The organism is Microcoleus sp. T3_D1 (assembly GCF_036700405.1).
GTDB lineage: Bacteria > Cyanobacteriota > Cyanobacteriia > Cyanobacteriales > Microcoleaceae > Microcoleus.
The window spans coordinates 3,731-23,579 of sequence record NZ_JAUBOV010000067.1; the positions used below are offsets into that span (position 1 = coordinate 3,731).

At 43.0% G+C, this 19,849-nt stretch carries 10 protein-coding genes; 2 read left to right on the plus strand and 8 right to left on the minus strand.

The annotated features are described in order from the left end of the window. Window positions 1-156: 156 nt before the first annotated feature. From QT992_RS24645 to QT992_RS24665, 5 genes are all read right to left on the minus strand, one after another. Window positions 157-510 carry a slr1659 superfamily regulator gene (locus tag QT992_RS24645; RefSeq protein WP_333319858.1) on the minus strand — a complete coding sequence of 118 codons (354 nt, stop codon included), beginning with the start codon at window positions 508-510 and terminating at the stop codon, window positions 157-159. 66 nt (window positions 511-576) lie between these two features. Continuing rightward, on the minus strand, window positions 577-1,185 hold the full coding sequence (locus QT992_RS24650; RefSeq protein WP_333319860.1) for a DUF6272 family protein: 609 nt from the start codon (window positions 1,183-1,185) through the stop codon (window positions 577-579). A gap of 31 nt (window positions 1,186-1,216) precedes the next feature. After that, on the minus strand, window positions 1,217-2,452 hold the full coding sequence (locus tag QT992_RS24655; RefSeq protein WP_333319862.1) for an adenylate/guanylate cyclase domain-containing protein: 1,236 nt from the start codon (window positions 2,450-2,452) through the stop codon (window positions 1,217-1,219). 308 nt (window positions 2,453-2,760) lie between these two features. Then, complete coding sequence (locus tag QT992_RS24660) at window positions 2,761-8,211, minus strand: AAA family ATPase (RefSeq protein ID WP_333319864.1); 5,451 nt, start codon at window positions 8,209-8,211, stop codon at window positions 2,761-2,763. Window positions 8,212-8,890: 679 nt separating this feature from the next. Then, the gene (locus QT992_RS24665) at window positions 8,891-11,017 is read right to left on the minus strand and encodes a SpoIIE family protein phosphatase (RefSeq protein WP_333319866.1); all 2,127 of its coding nucleotides are present in this window, start codon (window positions 11,015-11,017) and stop codon (window positions 8,891-8,893) included. 176 nt (window positions 11,018-11,193) lie between these two features. Between QT992_RS24665 and QT992_RS24670 the strand changes: the two genes are divergently transcribed. Beyond that, window positions 11,194-11,553: a VOC family protein gene (locus QT992_RS24670; protein WP_333319869.1), complete on the plus strand. Its 360-nt coding sequence runs from the start codon at window positions 11,194-11,196 to the stop codon at window positions 11,551-11,553. A gap of 3 nt (window positions 11,554-11,556) precedes the next feature. Continuing rightward, entirely contained in the window at window positions 11,557-12,837 is a 1,281-nt protein-coding gene (locus QT992_RS24675) for a recombinase family protein (protein WP_333319871.1), read from the plus strand. A gap of 160 nt (window positions 12,838-12,997) precedes the next feature. Here the strand turns inward: QT992_RS24675 and QT992_RS24680 are convergent, their stop codons facing one another. The 3 genes from QT992_RS24680 to QT992_RS24690 all read right to left on the minus strand — a co-directional run bounded on the left by QT992_RS24680 (window position 12,998) and on the right by QT992_RS24690 (window position 19,672). Then, window positions 12,998-14,137 (minus strand): adenylate/guanylate cyclase domain-containing protein, encoded by a 1,140-nt coding sequence (locus QT992_RS24680; protein ID WP_333319885.1) that lies wholly within the window; start codon window positions 14,135-14,137, stop codon window positions 12,998-13,000. A 170-nt stretch (window positions 14,138-14,307) separates the two neighbouring features. Then, on the minus strand, window positions 14,308-18,012 hold the full coding sequence (locus QT992_RS24685) for a GAF domain-containing protein (RefSeq protein WP_333340730.1): 3,705 nt from the start codon (window positions 18,010-18,012) through the stop codon (window positions 14,308-14,310). A 91-nt stretch (window positions 18,013-18,103) separates the two neighbouring features. Continuing rightward, window positions 18,104-19,672: an ATP-binding protein gene (locus QT992_RS24690; protein WP_333340733.1), complete on the minus strand. Its 1,569-nt coding sequence runs from the start codon at window positions 19,670-19,672 to the stop codon at window positions 18,104-18,106. Window positions 19,673-19,849: the final 177 nt, after the last annotated feature.

Sequence of the window (19,849 nt, forward strand, 5' to 3'; positions counted from 1 at the left end):
TTAACTGTGTGTGGCACGGGCGTCCCGCCTGTGTTAACTGTGGCACGGGCGTCCCGCCTGTGTTAACTGTGTGTGGCACGGGCGTCCCGCCTGTATTAACTGTGTGTGGCACGGGCGTCCCGCCTGTGTTAACTGTAGTTAAAATTTACACCTATCCTACGCTAATTCGAGCTTCAAAGTTGGCAACAGCTTTTCTAAATTTCTGAGAGATTTCTGTTGCCAAGGAATATCATTTGAACCCAATACCAAAAGTTGAATCGTTTTCTTTTTTCGGACGCTAATGACAAATTTAGACAGCATACTGATACCAGAACTGTTAACAAATTCCAATTGTTTTAGGTTCAAGGTAATAGTAGGCGGTTCCTCATTGGCGACCTCATCTAACAATTCGGCTATTGGTGCATACTCTGCTGGGCCGCTCAGGCTGAGTTCCCCTTGGAAAGTGAGTGTGACTGATTCTAGATCGTATTGAATGCTGTAATCTTCACCTTTAATTTCTTGAATGCCCATTGTGATTTGGTTTCCTGACTAAAATATTGCGATCGCACAAGAGAGTAAATATTGAAATGCTAGAAACTAGACCCTAATTTGAACCACAGTCGTAACAATGATGGTATCACTATCTGGCCTGGGCTCGAATTTCCAACCTATCTTAGCTGAATAGTCATTAATCATCGTCAGCAATCCCAATCCCGAGGTATCACTTTCCGATTCCGCATTCTTTTCAAGCTGCTGCAAATAAAGTTCATTTGGATCGGAAGCCATAATTTCTTCAATAAACTCCTTCAACTTATTCGCCCCTTCTGAAGTGACACTATTACTGGCAAAAATTACCGCCGTCACCTCTGTTTCACCAATAAAGTGTATGCCAAATCTGACCTTGTAATTGGTATCATCGTTATTAAATTTAATCGCATTTTCTAACAGTTCGTTGGCTACGTAGCTCACAGCTCCCTTGCTTTCTTTTATCCGTTTCTCGCTGCTAGCATCCTCCTCATCCACCGGTAGAAAGCTAGACAAATAATCGGCTACAAAATGAGCTGAAAGCCGGTTGTTGCGCCAGCGCTGTTTGATCGGGCGAGAACTGGGAGTAAATGTAAGTTCTAGGGAGTCGTGTTCAGGAGGAAATTCTTCAATGAATTCTCCAAAGATTTGTGTCATTGTTTTTAACCTTCCAGATGTCATAATTTTTCTCGCTCCAATTGATGTATTAAGGTCACTTGTTGGTGAATTTCCACACGCCATTCCAGTTAGCAGGAATACTCTTTTCTAACAGCGATTGGATGCGTTTTAGGTAAAGTTGACTGGGCTTGTCATCTGGATTTAGGGCTACTATCTGTTCAAAACAAACTATGGCCTTAGCAAAATTTCCCTGACCATATTCTTGGAGTCCCTCCTCAAATATAGGCAAAGTGTGAATTTTGAGCGATCGCACTGGTTCTACTTCAACATCTAACACCTCACAAACTGTAATGGCTTCTTGTCTACCTTTGACAATAGCCCGATCCAAAAAACGGATATGATACTTTTCGGGTTGACTCAAACGTTGTACCACATCTCCAGAAATTAATAAAGATACGCCATAATACTTAGTCAAACCTTCCAGACGAGCGGTGAGATTGACATGATCTGAGATCGCATCTGCTTGCATCCGATTCGCATCTCCAATAATCCCAACCATCGTATCGCCCACATGGATACCAATGCCAATTTTCAGCGGTATCTCCCCATTCATTTTACGGCTTTGATTGTATTTTTGCAACTGCTCCAACTTCACAATTCCTGCCTGAATAGCATCATCCACGCCATCGGGAAAAACTGCCATGACTCCATCTCCAATATACTTGACAATAAAACCGTTGTGCTTGCGAATTTCGGGACTAATTTGCTGTAAATAATTATTGATGAAGTCAAAGTTTTCTTGAGGAGTCATTTGCTCCGCCATCGTGGTGAACGAACGCATATCGGAAAACATAATTGCCATCTCTTTGCTCACGTGATCTCCAAGCTGGAAATCAACCATGCTCTGCTTGCCGAGAAATTGGAGAAATTCATCGGGAACGAAACGTCCGTAAGCCTGCAAAAGTTTCTCTAATTCTTGTTCCCGCGCTTTCACCGTTTGCACCATATGGGAAAATACCTGTGCCAGTTCTCCCAGTGCATCGCTGCGCCCTGCCACATCTGACAATATCTGGGGTTGAAAGCTATTGTTTTTTACAGCAATAGCTGCATCTATGACTTTTTTTACCTGCTCGATGTAAGTCTGCATCTCTCGGTTTTTATGACGGATCTGGTTTTCCAGATCCGTGGAGTGTTGCGTGACAATTTCTACTAAGGTTTCATAGCTATTTTTTTCATCCTCTACTTCCTCAAGTTTTTGGGTCAAATCCTGTAGCTGGGTATGGAGTTCTTCGGGAGATTTAGATGGTGATAAATTTATTTGTGGTTTCATAATTTATACTTCCGAATCGGGAAGCGCAAAATAGTTTGACTCGCTCGCTGTAAAATATTAGAACTTACAGGCGCGGAACTCGAAATCCGGTTTCTGCTTCGATGCTTGACCACTAAATCCAAGATTCCTCGTAGAAACCGGGTTGACGACCGTCAATCGATTTTAGATTTTAGATTTTAGATTTTAGAGGCGACCCCACGGATAAATACGTTCGGCAAGTTTCATGGGATACAGGTTTTTTATTTCTGGGTTCTGAGTCTGCTTTCGGAATGAATCACGTGGCGGGTATCCTGGATGATTTCGGTCAATCATAAATTATGCACAATATTGCCCTGTTGCTTCAATACTAGCAAAGTAATGTCATCAAAAACCTTTTGTTTTCCAATAAATTTTCGCAAATCAGCGATGGTGGCTTCCTTGATTTGTTCGGCGCTCAAATGCCAGTTTTGAGAAAGCACTTCACAGAGTCTTTCCATACCGTAGAATTTTTTGTGCATATTTCTAGCTTCCGGGATGCCGTCAGTATAAAGCACTACCCCGTCCCCCGGCTCTAAGTCTACTAAAACATGGCTAATCCAATCGGAAATATCCTCATCTAAGCCGATGGGAAATCCTAAATCCATCATGTTAATACGCTCAATTTTACCGCCTCTTCTGACTACGAGAGTTTCCTCGTGTTGACCGCTAATACTAACTGTACTGTCTGCGTAATTGAGGAGAGCTAGGCTCAGGTTTTTGTCCGAGTTCATCCGCTGGATATTTTTATAAATAGTGCGGTTGAGGGTATCTAAAAAGCGAACCGGGTCTATTTGTTGAACTTCTTTCAAAGCGCGAACAGCAGCTTGAGTCATTACCATCAAAATCCCGCTTTCTAGTCCGTGCCCGGTGACATCACCAATGCAGAGCGTCACCACCCCCTCAGTACAAAGTACGTCGTAGTAATCGCCACCAACTTCATCCGCTGGTTCCATAAAGCCAGCGATATCTAACTCTGCAATTGCTGCTAATTCCGCAGGTTTGGGCAGAATTAACTGCTGCATTTGTTTGAGGATATCGAGTTCGGCACTCATCCGCAGATTTTCTGTTTTGAGGCGTTGGTTGAGGGCAGAAATTGCCTGATTCGCTTGGGCTAGTTCGGCTGTACGTTCTTCAACTTTATCTTCTAGAGTTTGATATAGCAGAGCATTCTCCAGCGAAATAGCTGCTTGGGAAGATAGAATTTTTAAGACTTCCAATCTGTCAGGAGTAAATGCACCTGGGGCGAGACTATTTTCTAAGTACAAAATGCCGATAGTTTTACCTTGGTTAATTATGGGAGTACACAATACAGATTTAGGTTGGTGCTGAATAATGTAGGGGTCGGGCGCAAAAATATTTTCAGTAGCAATATCATTAATTACCAAGGTTTCTCTGGTACGCCAGACGTAGTTAATGGCAGTGATGGGAAGATTTTGACTTTGAGAGAGGGGAATATTGGGCAAATAGCAGCGCTCGTCTAAGCATTTAGCAACAATCGATAATTGGCCAGCTCTTTCTAAGATGATAGAGCCTTTTGATGCTCCCGCATTTTGGGTCACAATTCGGATCAAAGTTGATAGCAATTCCTCGACGTTTATTACTCCAGATAGGGCTTGAGAAGCTTTAATAACTGTGGCCAAATCCAGCATATTGCCAATATTATTGCTAGTAGAGGTGAGGGTGCAGACTCTAGTTTCCTCGATTGTATCTCCCGCATACAAACTTGTTTTTTGTTCGAGAATCTGGCTGAGTAATTGGGGATATTTTTGTTCTAAATCATGAATTTTTGCTTGAGTTCCCCAGCGAGCATAAGCGTAGTAAGCGTCCGTTAGATAGACGCGGGCAATTTTATCTTTCCCTAATTCAAGGTAGAATTTAGCGGCCAATTCCCCTGCTAGTGCTTCTTCTTGGAGGTATTGGTTTTCTTTGGCCGTAGCAATGGCGCGATCGTACAAATCCATTGCTTCCAGCCTGTGTCCCAATACTCGTGCTATTTCTGCGGCTACTAAGTCATACTTGTGGTGATAATTCATCGGTGCATGGAATGCCCAAGTTTGCATTTTTTCCTGATTGGCTGCAACTTGGTTCAAGTATTGTTCTTGAGCGATCGCATCAGCATGGGGATACAGTGCCACGAGGGCGAGGGAATGGTAAAAATTGTACTGGGGAACCATCATCAACGAGCCGACACCCGCGACATATTGTTCTGCTAGCTGGGCATTTTCCACAGCCCGATCGCGATCGCCAAACAAATAATTCACCACCAATTTAGCAAAATAAACCCCAAAGATGGAAGAGACATTATTTGCTGCCAGCAAAACAGGCAACATTTCATCTTCATTAAAACTCTCCCCAACTAACCGACAATTGTCCTCAGCTAATCCTTGTAAGTTTAATGTAAGTTGTCGCCAGATTTTAGTATAATAAGTCTGATATTCTTGTTTGGAATTAAGCATTAGCTCGATATACTGCTCGTATTTTTGAGCGACAGAGCTTAAGTCTTCACCGCTAAAAAAGCTGTAGATGCAAAGATACATAGCCGAATAGCAAGCATACTCGATATCGCCAGTTTCTAAACCGCTTTGGACTGCTGATACCAAAGACGATATGCTCGATCGACTGGGTTCTTTCCAATGTCTCACGCAAGCATTGTACACCATCACAACTTTCGAGTGAAATTCTTGGGATGGGAATTTATCTAATACCTGCAAAGATAGTTGGCCGTATTGATAGCCTAATTCAATTTCTCCGATTACTTCACAGATTAAACTGCAACAAGCATAGGCATAACTAGCCGGTGCAGAGTTCCCATATTTGCTACAAATATGTGCCATTGTAAACACAACGGCGGGGTAAATTTCTGGACTAGCTAGATAAGCGGCAGAAGCGATCGCGCATAAAATCCTCAAAGCCGCAATTTTATAAGGATCGTTGATTTCGGGCAAATTAGCTAAGGCAGATATCTCTACTGTAACGGGAAGTTCTGTTTCCAAAGAAACACCCAGCATTCCCAAAGCTTGCAATCCAGTATCTACTGCCGATTTCATCTGATTTTGAGCAATATAAGACTGAATTTGCGCTTCGTAAACTCTGAATTGATCGAGGAGATTGTGCGATCGACATAGAACTATTTCCGCCAGTTGGTGCGACAAATCGAAATTGGTATTCAAATATTCGGCTTCAACCGCTTCTACATAAAGATCGATCGTCAAGTCGTATAAATTTGTCCAGCTATCCTCTGCTAGCAAATTTCTGCCGATAGTTAAATAATCCACGGCAGCAGCATAAGCTGTAGAAGTTTTAGCTTTACGTCCCGCAATTAAATTCAAGGAAGCTAGTTGATTTCTTTCGGTGCGATCGCCAATTAATCCCACTCCAACATTCAAGTGGTTGACAATATCAAATATCCGATATTCTTTTTCATCTTCAGGGGTATTACTCAACAACAATCTGCCAATTTTTAGGTGAGTTGACTGTTTGGCATCATCGGGAATCAAAGAATAAGAAGCTTGTTGAACGCGATCGTGCAAAAATTTGTAACTGGGCAATTGACAATCGGCAACAGCTAATGGTGCAGACTCCCCATCATCTGCAAAAAATTTGTAAACTTCACTTTGCGGTAAAATTAGACCTTCTTGCAATGCTTTCCATAAATTAGCCGCAGTGTCTATTTGAGATTTTTCACAAACAACTGCTAAGGTTTCTAAATCAAATTGACTGCCAATACAAGCAGCTAGTTTTAAAATATTTTGAGTAGTTAGCGGCAATTTTTGCAATTGATTCGCCATAAATTCGACGACATCATCGCTGACTGTCAATTCTCTAATTTTAGTAATATCACACTGCCAACCACCCCTTTCTCCGCCATCTAACGGGGTAAAATCGAAATAGATCAACTTATCTTCATGCAGCCTTTTGAGGAATTGATTGCTAAAAAAAGGATTGCCTTTAGTTTTTTGAAAAATCAATTCGGTTAAAGAAATCGATCGATACGGCGGACAACTTAAAGCATCAGCAACTAGACGATTTAAGTCGATTTTTGAAAGTGGCGCGAGAGTAATTTTATTAATGATAGGGGCGGGTCGATCGCTACTGCGATTTGGTAGATTGCGAATCTCTGATAAAGTCAACATTAATGGATGAACGCTGGAAACTTCATTATCTCGATAAGCGCCAATTAGCAGCAAATGTTGACCCTCTGATTCGCCTAGCAACAATTGCATTAGTTTCAGAGATGCTGAATCGGCCCATTGCAAATCATCTAAGAATATTACTAAGGGGTGATTTTTTGTAGCAAAGACACGAATGAACTTTTGAAATAACTGATTGAAACGATTTTGTGCAGGACTGGGTTCTAATTCCTGGACAGCAGGTTGCTTGCCAATTAGCAGTTCTAATTCTGGGATAACATCAATAATTACCTGAGCATTATCGCCTAAAGCGGACAAGATTTGGGCTTGCCACTGCTGAACTTGAGTAACACTTTCTGTCAGTAATTGCTGCAGGAAACTTTGCAAAGCTTGCACCCATGCTGAGAAGGGAATATCGCGCCTGAATTGGTCGAATTTCCCTTTGATAAAGTATCCCCGCTGCTGGACGATTGGCTTGTGAACTTCGTTAACCACAGCGGTTTTGCCAATCCCGGAAAAGCCTGCTACCAACATGATTTCGGTAGTAGCTGTACGGGGCAGTTTCTGAGGCTCTCGGCTGCTACTAGGGGAAACCTCCAAATCGGCGGCTGCGGAATTTTCCTGGGGACAGGCGACGCGGTGGAAGGCTGCTAATAAAGCCAAAACTTCGGTTTCTCTGCCGTAAAGTTTTTCGGGAATGACAAAGCGTTCGGAAATGTCTCTGCTGCCTAATTCAAACAGTTGAATAGTGCCATGTTCTGAGTAGTCGTTTAAGCATTTTTCTAAATCGTGTTTGATGCCACCAACTGTTTGATAGCGTGCTTCCGCTGTTTTCGCCATCAGTTTGAGCACTATGTCATTCAATACTTGGGGGATGGCAGGATTGAGGGCGATCGGGTGAATTGGCTGGCGAGCAATGTGAGAGTGAACCAATTCCATCGGCTCGGTAGATTGGAATGGCAATTGTCCTGTCAACATTTCGTAAAAAGTTACTCCAAGCGAGTAAAAATCGGTGCGGTAGTCAATCCCACGATTCATTCTTCCAGTTTGTTCGGGAGACATATAAGCTAATGTCCCTTCTAAGATATTGGGAGTTTTAATTTCTGGATTTTCGCGAGGCAAAAGCGAGGAAATACTAAAGTCTATTATTTTAACTTCTTGAGTTTTAGGGTTAATTATAATGTTCTGTGGCTTGATATCTTTGTGAATAACTTGGCTGTTATATATTGCTTCTAAACAAAAGCAAATTTTAATGGCAATTTGTAAAAACTTTTCTAGGCTATTGGTAATTTTATCCTTGAGATCCCAAGCATCAGTGGTGATGTATTCTGCTAGAGAAATTCCGCCAAAATCCTCCATCACTAAGGCAAAACCGTTACGGTATACTTCCAGACTCAAGTGTTTGACTGTACCGGAATTTTCAATATTTTTGGCAATGGTGTATTGATTGCGAAACTGCACCAGTTCGCTGAAAGTGGGATACTCAGATTTGAGCAGTTTGATGACGACTGGTTGATTGTCGGGTTCAGAAAAACCTCGGTAAACGAAGGTTCTGGCGCCTGAGTAGAGGTGTTCGATCGCCCGGTAGCCGGGAATTGAGATCGGGGTCATAGTTGCTATACTAGATGTTGAAGGAAGAGGGCACAAATCGATGGAGCGATGCAATTGGGGGCAATGGTTTCAGCAATTCAGAACGTACATACCAACGCTCAGGTTGCTAAATCCTAGTCAGCTTTTAGTCCAAGCAATATAAAAAAGTTGGGGGTCATTAGTGATTAGTTTACTACAGCCTGCAAGGTTTAGGGAAGAGTTGACCAAAAAACAATGATCGATCGCTAACCGATCGCCAATCACATCAATTTTGTTAAAAACCTTTGAAGCGCTTGCTTCGTAGGAGCGATCGCCTGGTAAAGTCACATTTGGGATATTCAGGTTCCTGTTGGTTGAATTCCGTACAAATTTCTTGGTACATCGCTATTTTTTTATTGTCGGAAATAGAGTTATAAAAATTTGCGTTTTGGTTCTTGACTACTGGTGCGAATTGCGGATATAGTTCGTCTTGCTCGACTCGCGGCTGGTCGTAGAAAGCTTTGATGGCTGGTGTAGTTGAAAGATGCTGTTTCTCATTTATTTAGATACCCGAATAGATATTTAATCACTAATGGGGTAGAGCCAGCGTTTTATATTTTTATGTAGAAATCTTTATATAAAACACAGCCGATGATACTAAATATCGTTTTTTACAAGAGCAGCGATGGGTGAATAAAGCAAGAAGGAAAACAGCTCGGACTTAATCCTTTTTCTTGATAACAAGCAAGGTAATGTCATCAACTACCATTTGTTCTCCAATAAAGTCTCGCAAATCAGCGATGGTGGCTTCCTTGATTTGTTCGGCGCTCAAATGCCAGTTTTGAGAAAGCACTTCACAGAGTCTTTCCATACCGTAGAATTTTTTGTGCATATTTCTAGCTTCCGGGATGCCGTCAGTATAAAGCACTACCCCGTCCCCCGGCTCTAAGTGAACTAAAACATGGCTAATCCAATCGGAAATATCCTCATCTAAGCCGAGCGGAAATCCTAAATTCATGGTGTCTATCCGCTGGATTTGCCCACCTTTCCTGACCACAAGAGTTTCCTCATGTTGACCGCTGATACTAAGTGTGCTATCCGCATAGTTGAGCAAAGCTAGTGTCATATTTTTGTCGGAGTTCATGCGCTGGACATTTTTATAAATAGTGCGGTTGAGGGTATCTAAAAAACGCACCGGGTTGGATTCTTGCATTTCCTGAAGAGTGCGGACAGCAGCTTGAGTCATCACCATCAAAATGCCGCTTTCCAATCCGTGTCCGGTGACATCACCAATGCAAATCGTGACAACCCCGTTAGTACAAAGTACGTCGTAGTAATCACCCCCTACTTCCGAGGCTGGCTCCATAAATCCGGCAATATCTAAATCTTCAATGGCTGCAAGTTCAGCAGGTTTGGGCAGAATCAACTGCTGCATTTGTTTGAGCAGATCGAGTTCGGAGCTCATGCGGAGGTTTTCCGCTTTCAGGCGCTGGTTGAGAGTGGCAATTTGTTTAGTGGCTTTGGCGAGTTCAGAGGTACGTTCTTTGACTTTATCTTCTAGAGTTTCAAAGGATTCTTGCAGTTGTCTCGCCATGCTGTTAAAGGAATTTCTTAAGGTTTCAATTTCCAAAATCCGACTGGAAGCAACGTTCTGGTTAAGAGCACCACCTGCTAGATATTCTGAAGCTTGAGCAATTTGGTTCAGGGGGCGAGTAATCCAGCTAGCGGTGAAAATACCCACTCCAACAGAGACAATGAGAGCCACAATACACAGCAAAATAGTCTGCCGAGTGTGAGCATAAATTTGCGGCATAAAGTCCGCTTCAGGAACTACTACTACACTCAGCCAATTGAGGCCGTACTTGTCAGTTAGCGGAGAAACTTGGATAAATTGCCGCTCACCCTTAAACTTAAAGTCAAGTTGAACAGTTTGATGGATGTCTTCCAAACGCTTGAAGCGATCGAGCAGATAAACCACACTTTGACGCATCAGCGGGTTGCTGCTTTCCTGTGCTTTGAGCCGCTTTGTATCTTTGCCTGTTCCCACCGAAAGAGGCTGTTCTTTAACCGAACTGGCTATTAACTCACCCTGGGCTTCAATGATAAATACTTGACCGGAATTACCGACCCTTAAGGTTTGCAGGAAGTGGCGAATTTGATCTAGTCCCATCTGGCAAGTCAGCACGCCAATTAGTTTCCCTTCGGCATCATAATAGGGTAGACTCGCATTAATTTGCAGTGTACCGTAGCCAAAATTAATATAAACTTCACTCCAAGCTGCCTGTTTCTTCTCAACAGCTACTCTGTAAAAAGGGCGCGTGCGAACGTCATAATTGGGGGTGTTTTTTTCGATTGTTGTCGGGTTTCCATTATCGTCAAGGTTGTAATATATCAAGTCGCCACCCCCCGGAATCAGTTGCTGGGCAAGCTGAGGTTGTTCAAGTCCAACCAGCCGATTTACCCAACCCACACGCAGGTACTGACCTTTTTCGTTGGCAATTCCCGCGTGACCGATCGACTTAAATTGCAGAACTTGTTTCCAAAAATATGGTCTAGCTTGCTCCAAATCGTCAAAGTTCAACACCCCCAAAGGTAAAACATCCTGATTGATCTGATTCACCAGTGGCGGAGCTTCCAGATAGGTTTGAACACGTTCGTAAACTCTCGCACTCACTTCGTGGCGCAACTGACTAACAATATCGTTGACTATCTGCTCTCCGTTTCTGTAAGAGAGATAGCCAACGCAGCCAACAGCCGCCAAAATTTGGAGAACAAAGGGAACTACCAAGACATTGCGGAGACGGATTTTGCCCGCTCTGGGGACGATCGCACTTTTTTGAGAAACCATTGTTAAAAACACTCCCAGCGGGCAGTTTTTTGTTACAAGACTTGATAATGGATATATTAATAGCGACAGACAATGTTATCATATCAAAAACTCAACCAACATCAAAAAATTCTGCGTTCATCAGCGCTCATCAGCCTGCATCAGCGGTTAAAATAAAACAATAAATCCCAACAAAAATGCAAATTACTCAATCCCTCCACAGCGCCATCCTCATCTCCAACCTGGAACAATCCCAACACTTTTACAGCACCGTACTAAAAATGCAAAAAATCGATCGAGACTTAAAATTTCCCGGAATCTGGTATCAAATCGGCGACTTCCAGCTCCACCTAATTTTAGGTGAAACAATTATCCCAGATGCCGTAGACAAGGCTAAATGGGGACGCAACCGACATCTAGCATTTTCTGTTGCTAACTTAGAAGCAGCCAAACAGCAGTTAATCGCTCACAATTGCCCGTTTCAAATGAGCGCGTCAGGTCGATCGGCATTATTTACCCAAGATCCCGACGGCAACATCATCGAACTCAGCGAGTAAGTAATGAAAATCATCGCTTATTCTTACACCGAACCGCTACTCGAAGCAGCACCCGCACCGGAAATTTGGGGTCAAGAAGTCGATCGCACCTATCAAGACTTAGGAGGGCGGCAGCAACTTCAGCAACTCCTCAAAGACTGCCAAACAGAACCAGTCAAATACTTATTAATTCAGCGGTTTGAAGAACTAGGCGACACATTGCAGCAAGTGTGTTCGCACCTCGCCCAACTCGAAAACCTCGGCGTCGAAATCATCGTACAAGCAGAAACAGAACCGCGAAACCGCCAAAACTTGCTGCACATCCTCGCAGAAATCCAGCGCAGCCAACACAGCCGGAGTATTCGCAAAGGACACGCGCGCAACCGCATCAAATCGCGGATTCCACCGGGTAAGGCTCCTTACGGCTACCGGCGCGGCAAAGATTGTTATACGATCGATAAAACCACCGCCCCCACCGTCAAAGATTTTTTTGAACACTTTTTAATTTACGGTTCCTTGCGAGGTTCCGTGCGGTATTTAGCCAAGAAATATAACAAGAAAATCTCTGTAAGTACCGGCCGCCGCTGGCTGACAAATCCCGCCTACCGAGGTGATTTGGAATATCAAAACAGCCAAGTAATTTCTAACACCCACGTCCCGATTATTTCCAGAGAAGAAGCCGCCCAAATAGACAGGTTGCTGCGCCGCAACCGCTGCCTTTCTCCTCGCAGCGCTAGCGCCCCACGTTCCCTCGCAGGTTTAGCAATTTGTGCCGAATGCAAATCGCCCATGACAGTTGCCAAAGTCACCTCCTACCGCAAAGAAAAAGAATACCTTTATTTGCGACCGATTAACTGTCCAAAACAGCCTAAATGTAGCGGTATTTCCTACGATGAAGTATTGCAATTAACCATCGCCGGTATTTGTCGGGATTTACCCGATGCTGTTGCTGGGTTGCAAATGCCGAATATGAATGGAATGAAAGCAGGAATTGTCAGGGCGATCGCATCGAAACAAGAAATCATAGAGCAACTTTCTGGCCTGATTGAAAGCGGCATTTTAGACACCGAAACGGCAGAGTTTAGAGCCTACAAAATCCGCACCGAAATTGCCGAACTGCAAAGCAAATTAGCGCAACTACCCCCAGTAAATTTGCGAGAAATTGCCCAAACAGTTTCCCTGCCGCAATTTTGGCTCGATTTATCAGAATCAGAACGCAGGTTTTACTTTCGAGAATTTATCGATCGCATTGAAATCGTCCGGGAAAATACAAATTGGAAACTGCAAATTATTTTCATCTTTTGATGAGTTCGGCTATAAATTAGCAATTAGCTTTAACCTGAGATGTTGCACCCTTCTCAAGAACGGGCTCTCCGGCCCGTTCCACAAAGAGTAGATTTTCTTGTGGAACAGGCCGAAAAGCCTGTTCCTAAAAGGCTAATTAAGAATGGTGCAAGATGTGAGTTTAACTAACTTTTTTAGCTTTTAGCCAATAGGCGATCATCTCTCCTTTTCCTTTAACCTCGATCGCACCTCTTTCCTCAAATAAATACCGATCTTTTAACAGTTCGTAAATAGCAGTAGTAACTTGAATATATCCCGGTAATCCGTGACATTCCATCCGAGAAGCAACATTAACAGTATCTCCCCACAAGTCATAGATAAATTTTTTAGTGCCAATTACGCCAGCAACTACGGGCCCTGTATGAATGCCAATCCGAATGTGAAATGGTTCGCCTCTGTCAGTTTGAAAATCAGCGATCGCTTCCTGCATATCCAAAGCCATATTCGCGATCGCTTCTACATGATCTGCCCTCGGCACAGGCAACCCCCCCGCTACCATATAAGCATCTCCAATTGTTTTAATTTTTTCCAAACCGTGTTTTTCAGTTAGTTGGTCAAACCTTGAAAAAATCTGGTTCAGTAAATTTACCAATTCTAGGGGTAACATTCTAGCAGCAATAGACGTAAAATCGACAATATCGGCAAAAAGAACTGTTGCTGAATCAAACCTCTGGGCAGGAGAACCCTCGCCCTTTTTCAAATTTTCAACAATCGCTGCTGGTAAAATATTCAGCAATAAATGATCCGACTTTGTTTGAGCAAGCCGTAAAGCTACCTCCACTCCCTGCCGCTCTTTAATTTCGTTTTGCAAACGTTCGACAAGTTCTTGGTATTGCTTCGTTTGCTCTTGAAGTAACTGTTGTTGACTTTGAATTGTTAACTGATTTGCCACTCGTGCCAATACTTCTTTACCTTGAAAAGGTTTAGTAATATAGTCAACTGCTCCCACCTCAAAAGCTTTCACCTTATCTAAAACGTCATCTAAGGCGCTTAAGAAAATCACGGGAATCGAACTGGTTTTTGGTGAAGCTTTCAACTGTGCACATACCTCATATCCATTCATCTCTGGCATCATCACGTCCAGCAAAATTAGAGTCGGCGGAAACTCTTGCACTGTAGCGATCGCCCTTTGCCCGTTCAGCGCTTTACGAACCTGATACCCTTGTGTCGTCAAAATTGTAGATAAAAGCCGCACGTTATCTGGCTTATCATCAACTACTAAAATGTTTGCTTGAATTGTAGGAGATTGATGGCTGTCCATGCGATCGCTCACGGTAGTTTGTTAAGAGAAAAGATATTAACACTTAAGAATTTTACCTCAAAAAAAACGAAACAGTAGAAATTCCAATTAGCTCTCCTAAAAACTGATGGCAAGGAGACGCTATTGGGGCGGAATGTTAGGTCTTTTTTAAATAGAATAGCCTCCTAAGTTTAGATTAGTTGAAAATTGGTATCTTCACAGCGTTGAACTGCTGACTGCGTTATATCTATAATATCGTCAAAGAGGAAATCCTCCACTAAAGTAGTTAAATATTCGGCGGCGAAAGCAAACTCACTCGGCATTTCCTCAATCAACTTGACAATTTTATCGTCGCAACATTCATGAGCAGCATGAGATATCTTTTCTACCCACTCAACAGGCATTTGAGCGAGTTGTGACTCGACAGATTGATTGCTAGTCACTCCGCTAATTTCGCTTTCATTTTCTAGTGGTGTATCAACAGATTCCTCGTAAATGTAACGCACTCCTAAAAGGTCTTCCATTTTCGCAAATAATATCTTGGCCTCGAAGGGTTTACGAATGAAATCATCGCAGCCTGCTCCTAAAATAGTTTGTCGTTCCTCTTCAAAAGCGCTAGCAGTAAGAGCAACTATTACAGTTTGTTTTCCGAGAGGATGAGCTTTAATTTTTCTGGTGGCTTCATAGCCATCCATGACAGGCATCTGCATATCCATCCAGATCAGGTGCGGTTGCCAATCCTCCCATACAGCAATAGCTTCTTCACCATCTCTAGCTTCTCGCACGAGGATGCCTAGTGGTGACAATAATCTCTCTATGACTAGGCAGTTATCGGCGCGATCGTCCACAACCAAAATCCGGTATTCTGGTTGATTCGGTGCTAAACTAATGACTTTTTTCTGCGGTTTAAGGATTTTAATCTCGCTGGGAGTGGCAAGGGTGATTTGAATATCAAATACAAACTTACTTCCCAACTCAGGTGTACTGCTGACAGTAATATCTCCTCCCATCATTTGTACAAATTTGCGGCTAATTGGTAAACCTAATCCAGTCCCCTGTTGAGACTTTTGACCTGTTTTTGTTTGCTCAAAGGGTTCAAATAACTTGTTCATCTCTTCAGGGGCAATGCCAAGGCCAGTATCTTCAATTTCAAACTGAAGGCGTAACAATTCCGGGCGAAGGTCATTCGCGTCTACAGAATCAAAGTCCCCCAACCTTTCGGACTGATTAAAACCAGTGCACCATCCGGGTTTTTTTTGTATAGCTGCGGTTTCAACCGCTAAGCTTTCGGAATGTTCAGAACCCGCGCCGGCAAGTTTTGTTTGTGTGTCGGACAACTCTGCAGTTTCAGCCCCCAAACTTTCTTCTACCTTCTTTTTCACTCGCAAAGTAACGCTACCCCTCTCTGTAAACTTGATCGCATTTCCTACAAGGTTAATCAAAATTTGCCGCAATTTACCTTCGTCTCCAGTAACAAAGTGTGGTATGCCGTCACCCACTTCCAAATTTAGCTGCAATTTTTTAGATTTAGCTTTTAATCGAAACATTTCTTCTAAGGTTTTTAGCAAGCGCATTAAATTAAAACTGCTTTCATTAAGCTGACTTCGGCCCGCTTCAATTTTGGACATTTCCAAAATGTCATTAATTAGCGCAAGCAAGTGTTCGCCGGCGCGATTAATAATTTCTAGGTGCTGCTGGTGTTGATTGTTGAGAGATGAATCGCGCACCATCACCTGACTAAATCCGAGAATGGCATTTAGGGGAGTCCGCAATTCGTGGCTCATAGAAGAAAGGAATTCGCTCTTGGCGCGGTTAGCTGTATCAGCAGCTACGACAGCTTTTTGTAATGCTGTTTCTGCTAATTTACGTTCGGCAAGTTCTGTTTTGGCTTGTTCAAAAAGGGTGCATTGCTGAATGGCAATTGCTAGCTGCACGGAAATTTGCTTGAGAGATTCTATCTCAGAAGAGTTCCAATGCCTGTGACTGCGGCAGTGATGAGCAATGAGTAGCCCCCATAGTTTTTTACCTTGCAAAAGGGGAACCACGAGGTTAGCTTTAACTTCCAACTCGCTCAGTAAATTAACGTGGCACTCTGAAATACCTGCCGTATAAATATTGTCGATCGCGCGAATGTGTCCCTGCGCGTAAGCAGAAATGTAGCCTTCTCGAAAACAAGGGTCATTAATGTCAATTCCCAAAATCGGCATTGTATCGGCTGCTACCGACTCGACGGCTACCAATCCACTCCAATCAGGGTTAAAGCGGTAAATAATAGTCCTGTCTGTTGACAAAAACTGGCGGACTTCTTCCACAGCCATTGTCAGCACTTCTTCTAGGTTAAGAGAGGAACGAATTCGCTCTTGAATAGCATTCACGAGCCGCTCCCTTTTTACTTGTTGCTGCAAGGCTCTTTCCGCCCGTTTGCGAGGAGTAATATCTACTCCATAACCAACGCACTCCACAGGTATGCCAGCAGCATCTTTGACTAACTTAACCTCATCGTATATCCAGCGATAACTACCGTCTTTGTGCCGTTCGCGGTATTCGTAGGAAATCGATTCTTTTTCCAATATCTGAGCGTATGAAGTAGCAACAATTTCTCGATCGTCTGGGTGAATGAGGCTATGCCAATCAAGGGAACCCTCAAGAAATTCTCTGGCTTCGTAACCAATCATTGAAACAATATTATCGCTGACAAATGTTACATCAAAATTTTCCCCTAATTTGCAGCTAAAAATCACCGCCGGAGTAGTCGCCAGTAAATATTGCAAGCGTTCGGTGACAGAGCGCAATTTTAACTCGGCTTGCTTGCGATCGCGAGCTTCCATTGCTAAAGCTGCAATCTGCGCCACATAGCTAGCGAAGCTTTGTTCGTCGAGCGTCCAATTCCTGGTCGTTCCCTGATGTTCTAAACAAATTACACCCGCAATTTGCCCTTTATGGGTAATAGGAACATCTAGCATCGACGAGATGTTTAAAGGCATCAAATAAGATTCGCTAAATTCTAGGGTGCGCGGATCGGTTTTGGCATCAACTGCTGCGAGTACCTGTTCTGTATTCAAAGCTTGGAAATAGCTAGGATAGTCAGCAACTTTCAGTTCTGCACCCGCGCTGTGTTGATTGGGCGTCAGTTCGTAAAGATCCGCACAGCACATTGCGGATTTATCTTCCTGATAAAACCAAATACTTGCCCTATCGACATTCAGGGTAAGAGTTGCCATTTGCGTAATCTCTCTCAACGCCTCGCTGATATTTCCCTCGTAGATACTAGAATTTTTAGCTAATTCTAGCAAACCATTTTGTTGTTCTGTTAACCTAGTTTCTCGTTCGCGCAAAGCGGATTCAGCGGCTATTCTTTCTTTAATTTCTGCTTCTAAATAACCGTTGATTTTTCTCAACTGTCCGGTGCGTTCTTGAACTTTAATTTCTAAGTCATCATAAGCGTGGCGCAACGCTAATTCTGCCTCTTCACGCACAGCGATCTCACTCTGCAACTTGCAATTTATCGCCTCTAATTCTTGGGGGGTTTTTAAAGACAAAAACTGGGGCAATAGTGTTACCATCGAGGCGGCGGTGTAGCAGGAAACCAGTGCAGTAATTCCTTTTTCAATCCCCGACAGCCAATAAGCGGAATGCCACAACGTCCAAATGTCTAGCAAATGACCCGTGCCGCACAGAATAATAAATGCACCAAATAAACCAAATATTCCTAAAAAAGGAACATCGCGCCGCTTGAGGATAAAATAAATTAGCATCGCCGGAATTGAATAGTAGGCGATCGCGATTAACAAGTCCCCAGTTACGTGCAGCCACACTAAAGGCGTTTGCCAAAGATAGCAATGACCGTGAGGCATATACTGAGTTGGGGAAAAGATAGTTTTGAGTGCTTCCCACATAATAGTTGTTATTGGCAGATAAGATGGATTTGATGATGCCTAAGTTAGGCAAAAAAATAAAATAAGCCGAAAATTGTAGCTGGATTCAGAGTTATTTATTAACGCCTAAACCCCGCTTGTTCATAACAGCTTGCTTGTGCAGATGGTGGCGCTCGCCAAATTGCGATCGCAAAGGAATTTCAATGATAAACTCCGTACCTCTCCCAACCTCGGAAGTGCAGCGCAAATAACCTTCATGGGCTTGAATAATCTGATAAGAAATCGCCAAACCCAGCCCGGTACCAGCACCGATAGGTTTCGTTGTATAAAATGGATCGTAAATTTTAGCGATCGCATCATAATCTATGCCAGTGCCATTATCAGCAATGTGAATCTGCACCCACTTGCCATCAACTAAAAGGGTGCGGAGGCGAATTTTTAGCAGTGGGCAATAGGTGTGTTGTAAGTTGTCAGATAAATTATTTTCCCAATAGCCGTTGGTCGAATATCCCTGCTCTACAATCTGTTCTAAAGCATCAATTGCATTAGAACAAATATTCATAAATACTTGGTTAAGCTGCCCAGCGTAGCATGGCAATTCTGGCACATCTCCATACTCTTTAATCACTTGGATAGGTGGACGGTTGGGTTGTTCTTTCAAGCGGTGCTGCAAAATCATTAAAGTGCTATCGAGCCCTTCATGGATATTTACTTTTTTCATGTCGGCTTCGTCTAACCGAGAGAAAGTTCGTAAAGACTTAACAATCTCCCTAATTCGCTCTGCTCCAATTTTGATCGAACCAAAAAGTTTTTGCAAGTCTTTTAAAATAAAATCGAGTTCGATACTGTGAATCTTGTCTGCAATTTCCGGCGCAGGAGTGGGGTAATAAACTTGATAAGCCTTAATCAATTCCAAAATATCTTTAATGTATTCCTGGGCCGGAATCAGATTGCCATAAATGAAGTTGACAGGGTTATTTATTTCGTGAGCAACCCCAGCTACCATTTGCCCCAAAGACGACATTTTTTCAGTTTGCACGAGTTGAGCTTGAGCGCCTTTAAGTTGTTGCAGAGCGTTCTCTAAATGCTGAGTTTGCTCTCGCAGTTTAGCTTCCGAGTGCCGCAAGGAATTTTCCGCCAAAGAGCGATCGCGATTTTCCTGTTGCAAACGTTCATTAGCAACTTCTAAAGCGATCGTCCTCTCAATAACCCGTTTTTCCAATTCTAGCATTAATTCCGAGAGTGCTTCTTGAGCTTGTTTGCGATCGCCAATCTCATTTTGTAAAGCCCTATTTGCCGCCGCCAATTGAGCGGGACTGGGAATAGCCAAGATTTTTGGGATTAGTTCTACCAGCACTGCTGCTGTACATAGCGAAATCAGCGCGGTAATCCCTTTAAGAAAACCAGAGAACCAATAATTAGGATGCCACAGCGTCCATATTTCCATAATATGGGTAATCCCGCAGCAGATAATAAAAGAGCCAAACAGCATGAAAACCCAGTCAAAAGGCACGTCTTGCCGCTTTTGGAGAATATAAATCAGCGCGATCGGTATCAAAAAATAAGCGACTGCTATCAAACCATCGGACAAAACGTGTAGCCCCACTAATCCAGGCTTCCACAAGTAGCAATGGCCGTGAGGAATAAAATAATTTGAAAACATTTCATGAACCATTTGCATCACATTAACTCGGTTATTTGGTAATATTTTTTAGAGGGGGTTACAGGAGTATTTTAAAAATTGCTGGCCCCCAAATAAGAATTAGACTTTGGGACTTAACACTTGTGATGAGTAAATGCAGCGATCGGAAACTATTGTTAATTAAGTTAACATCAATCGACTCAGCTTTAGCAAAGT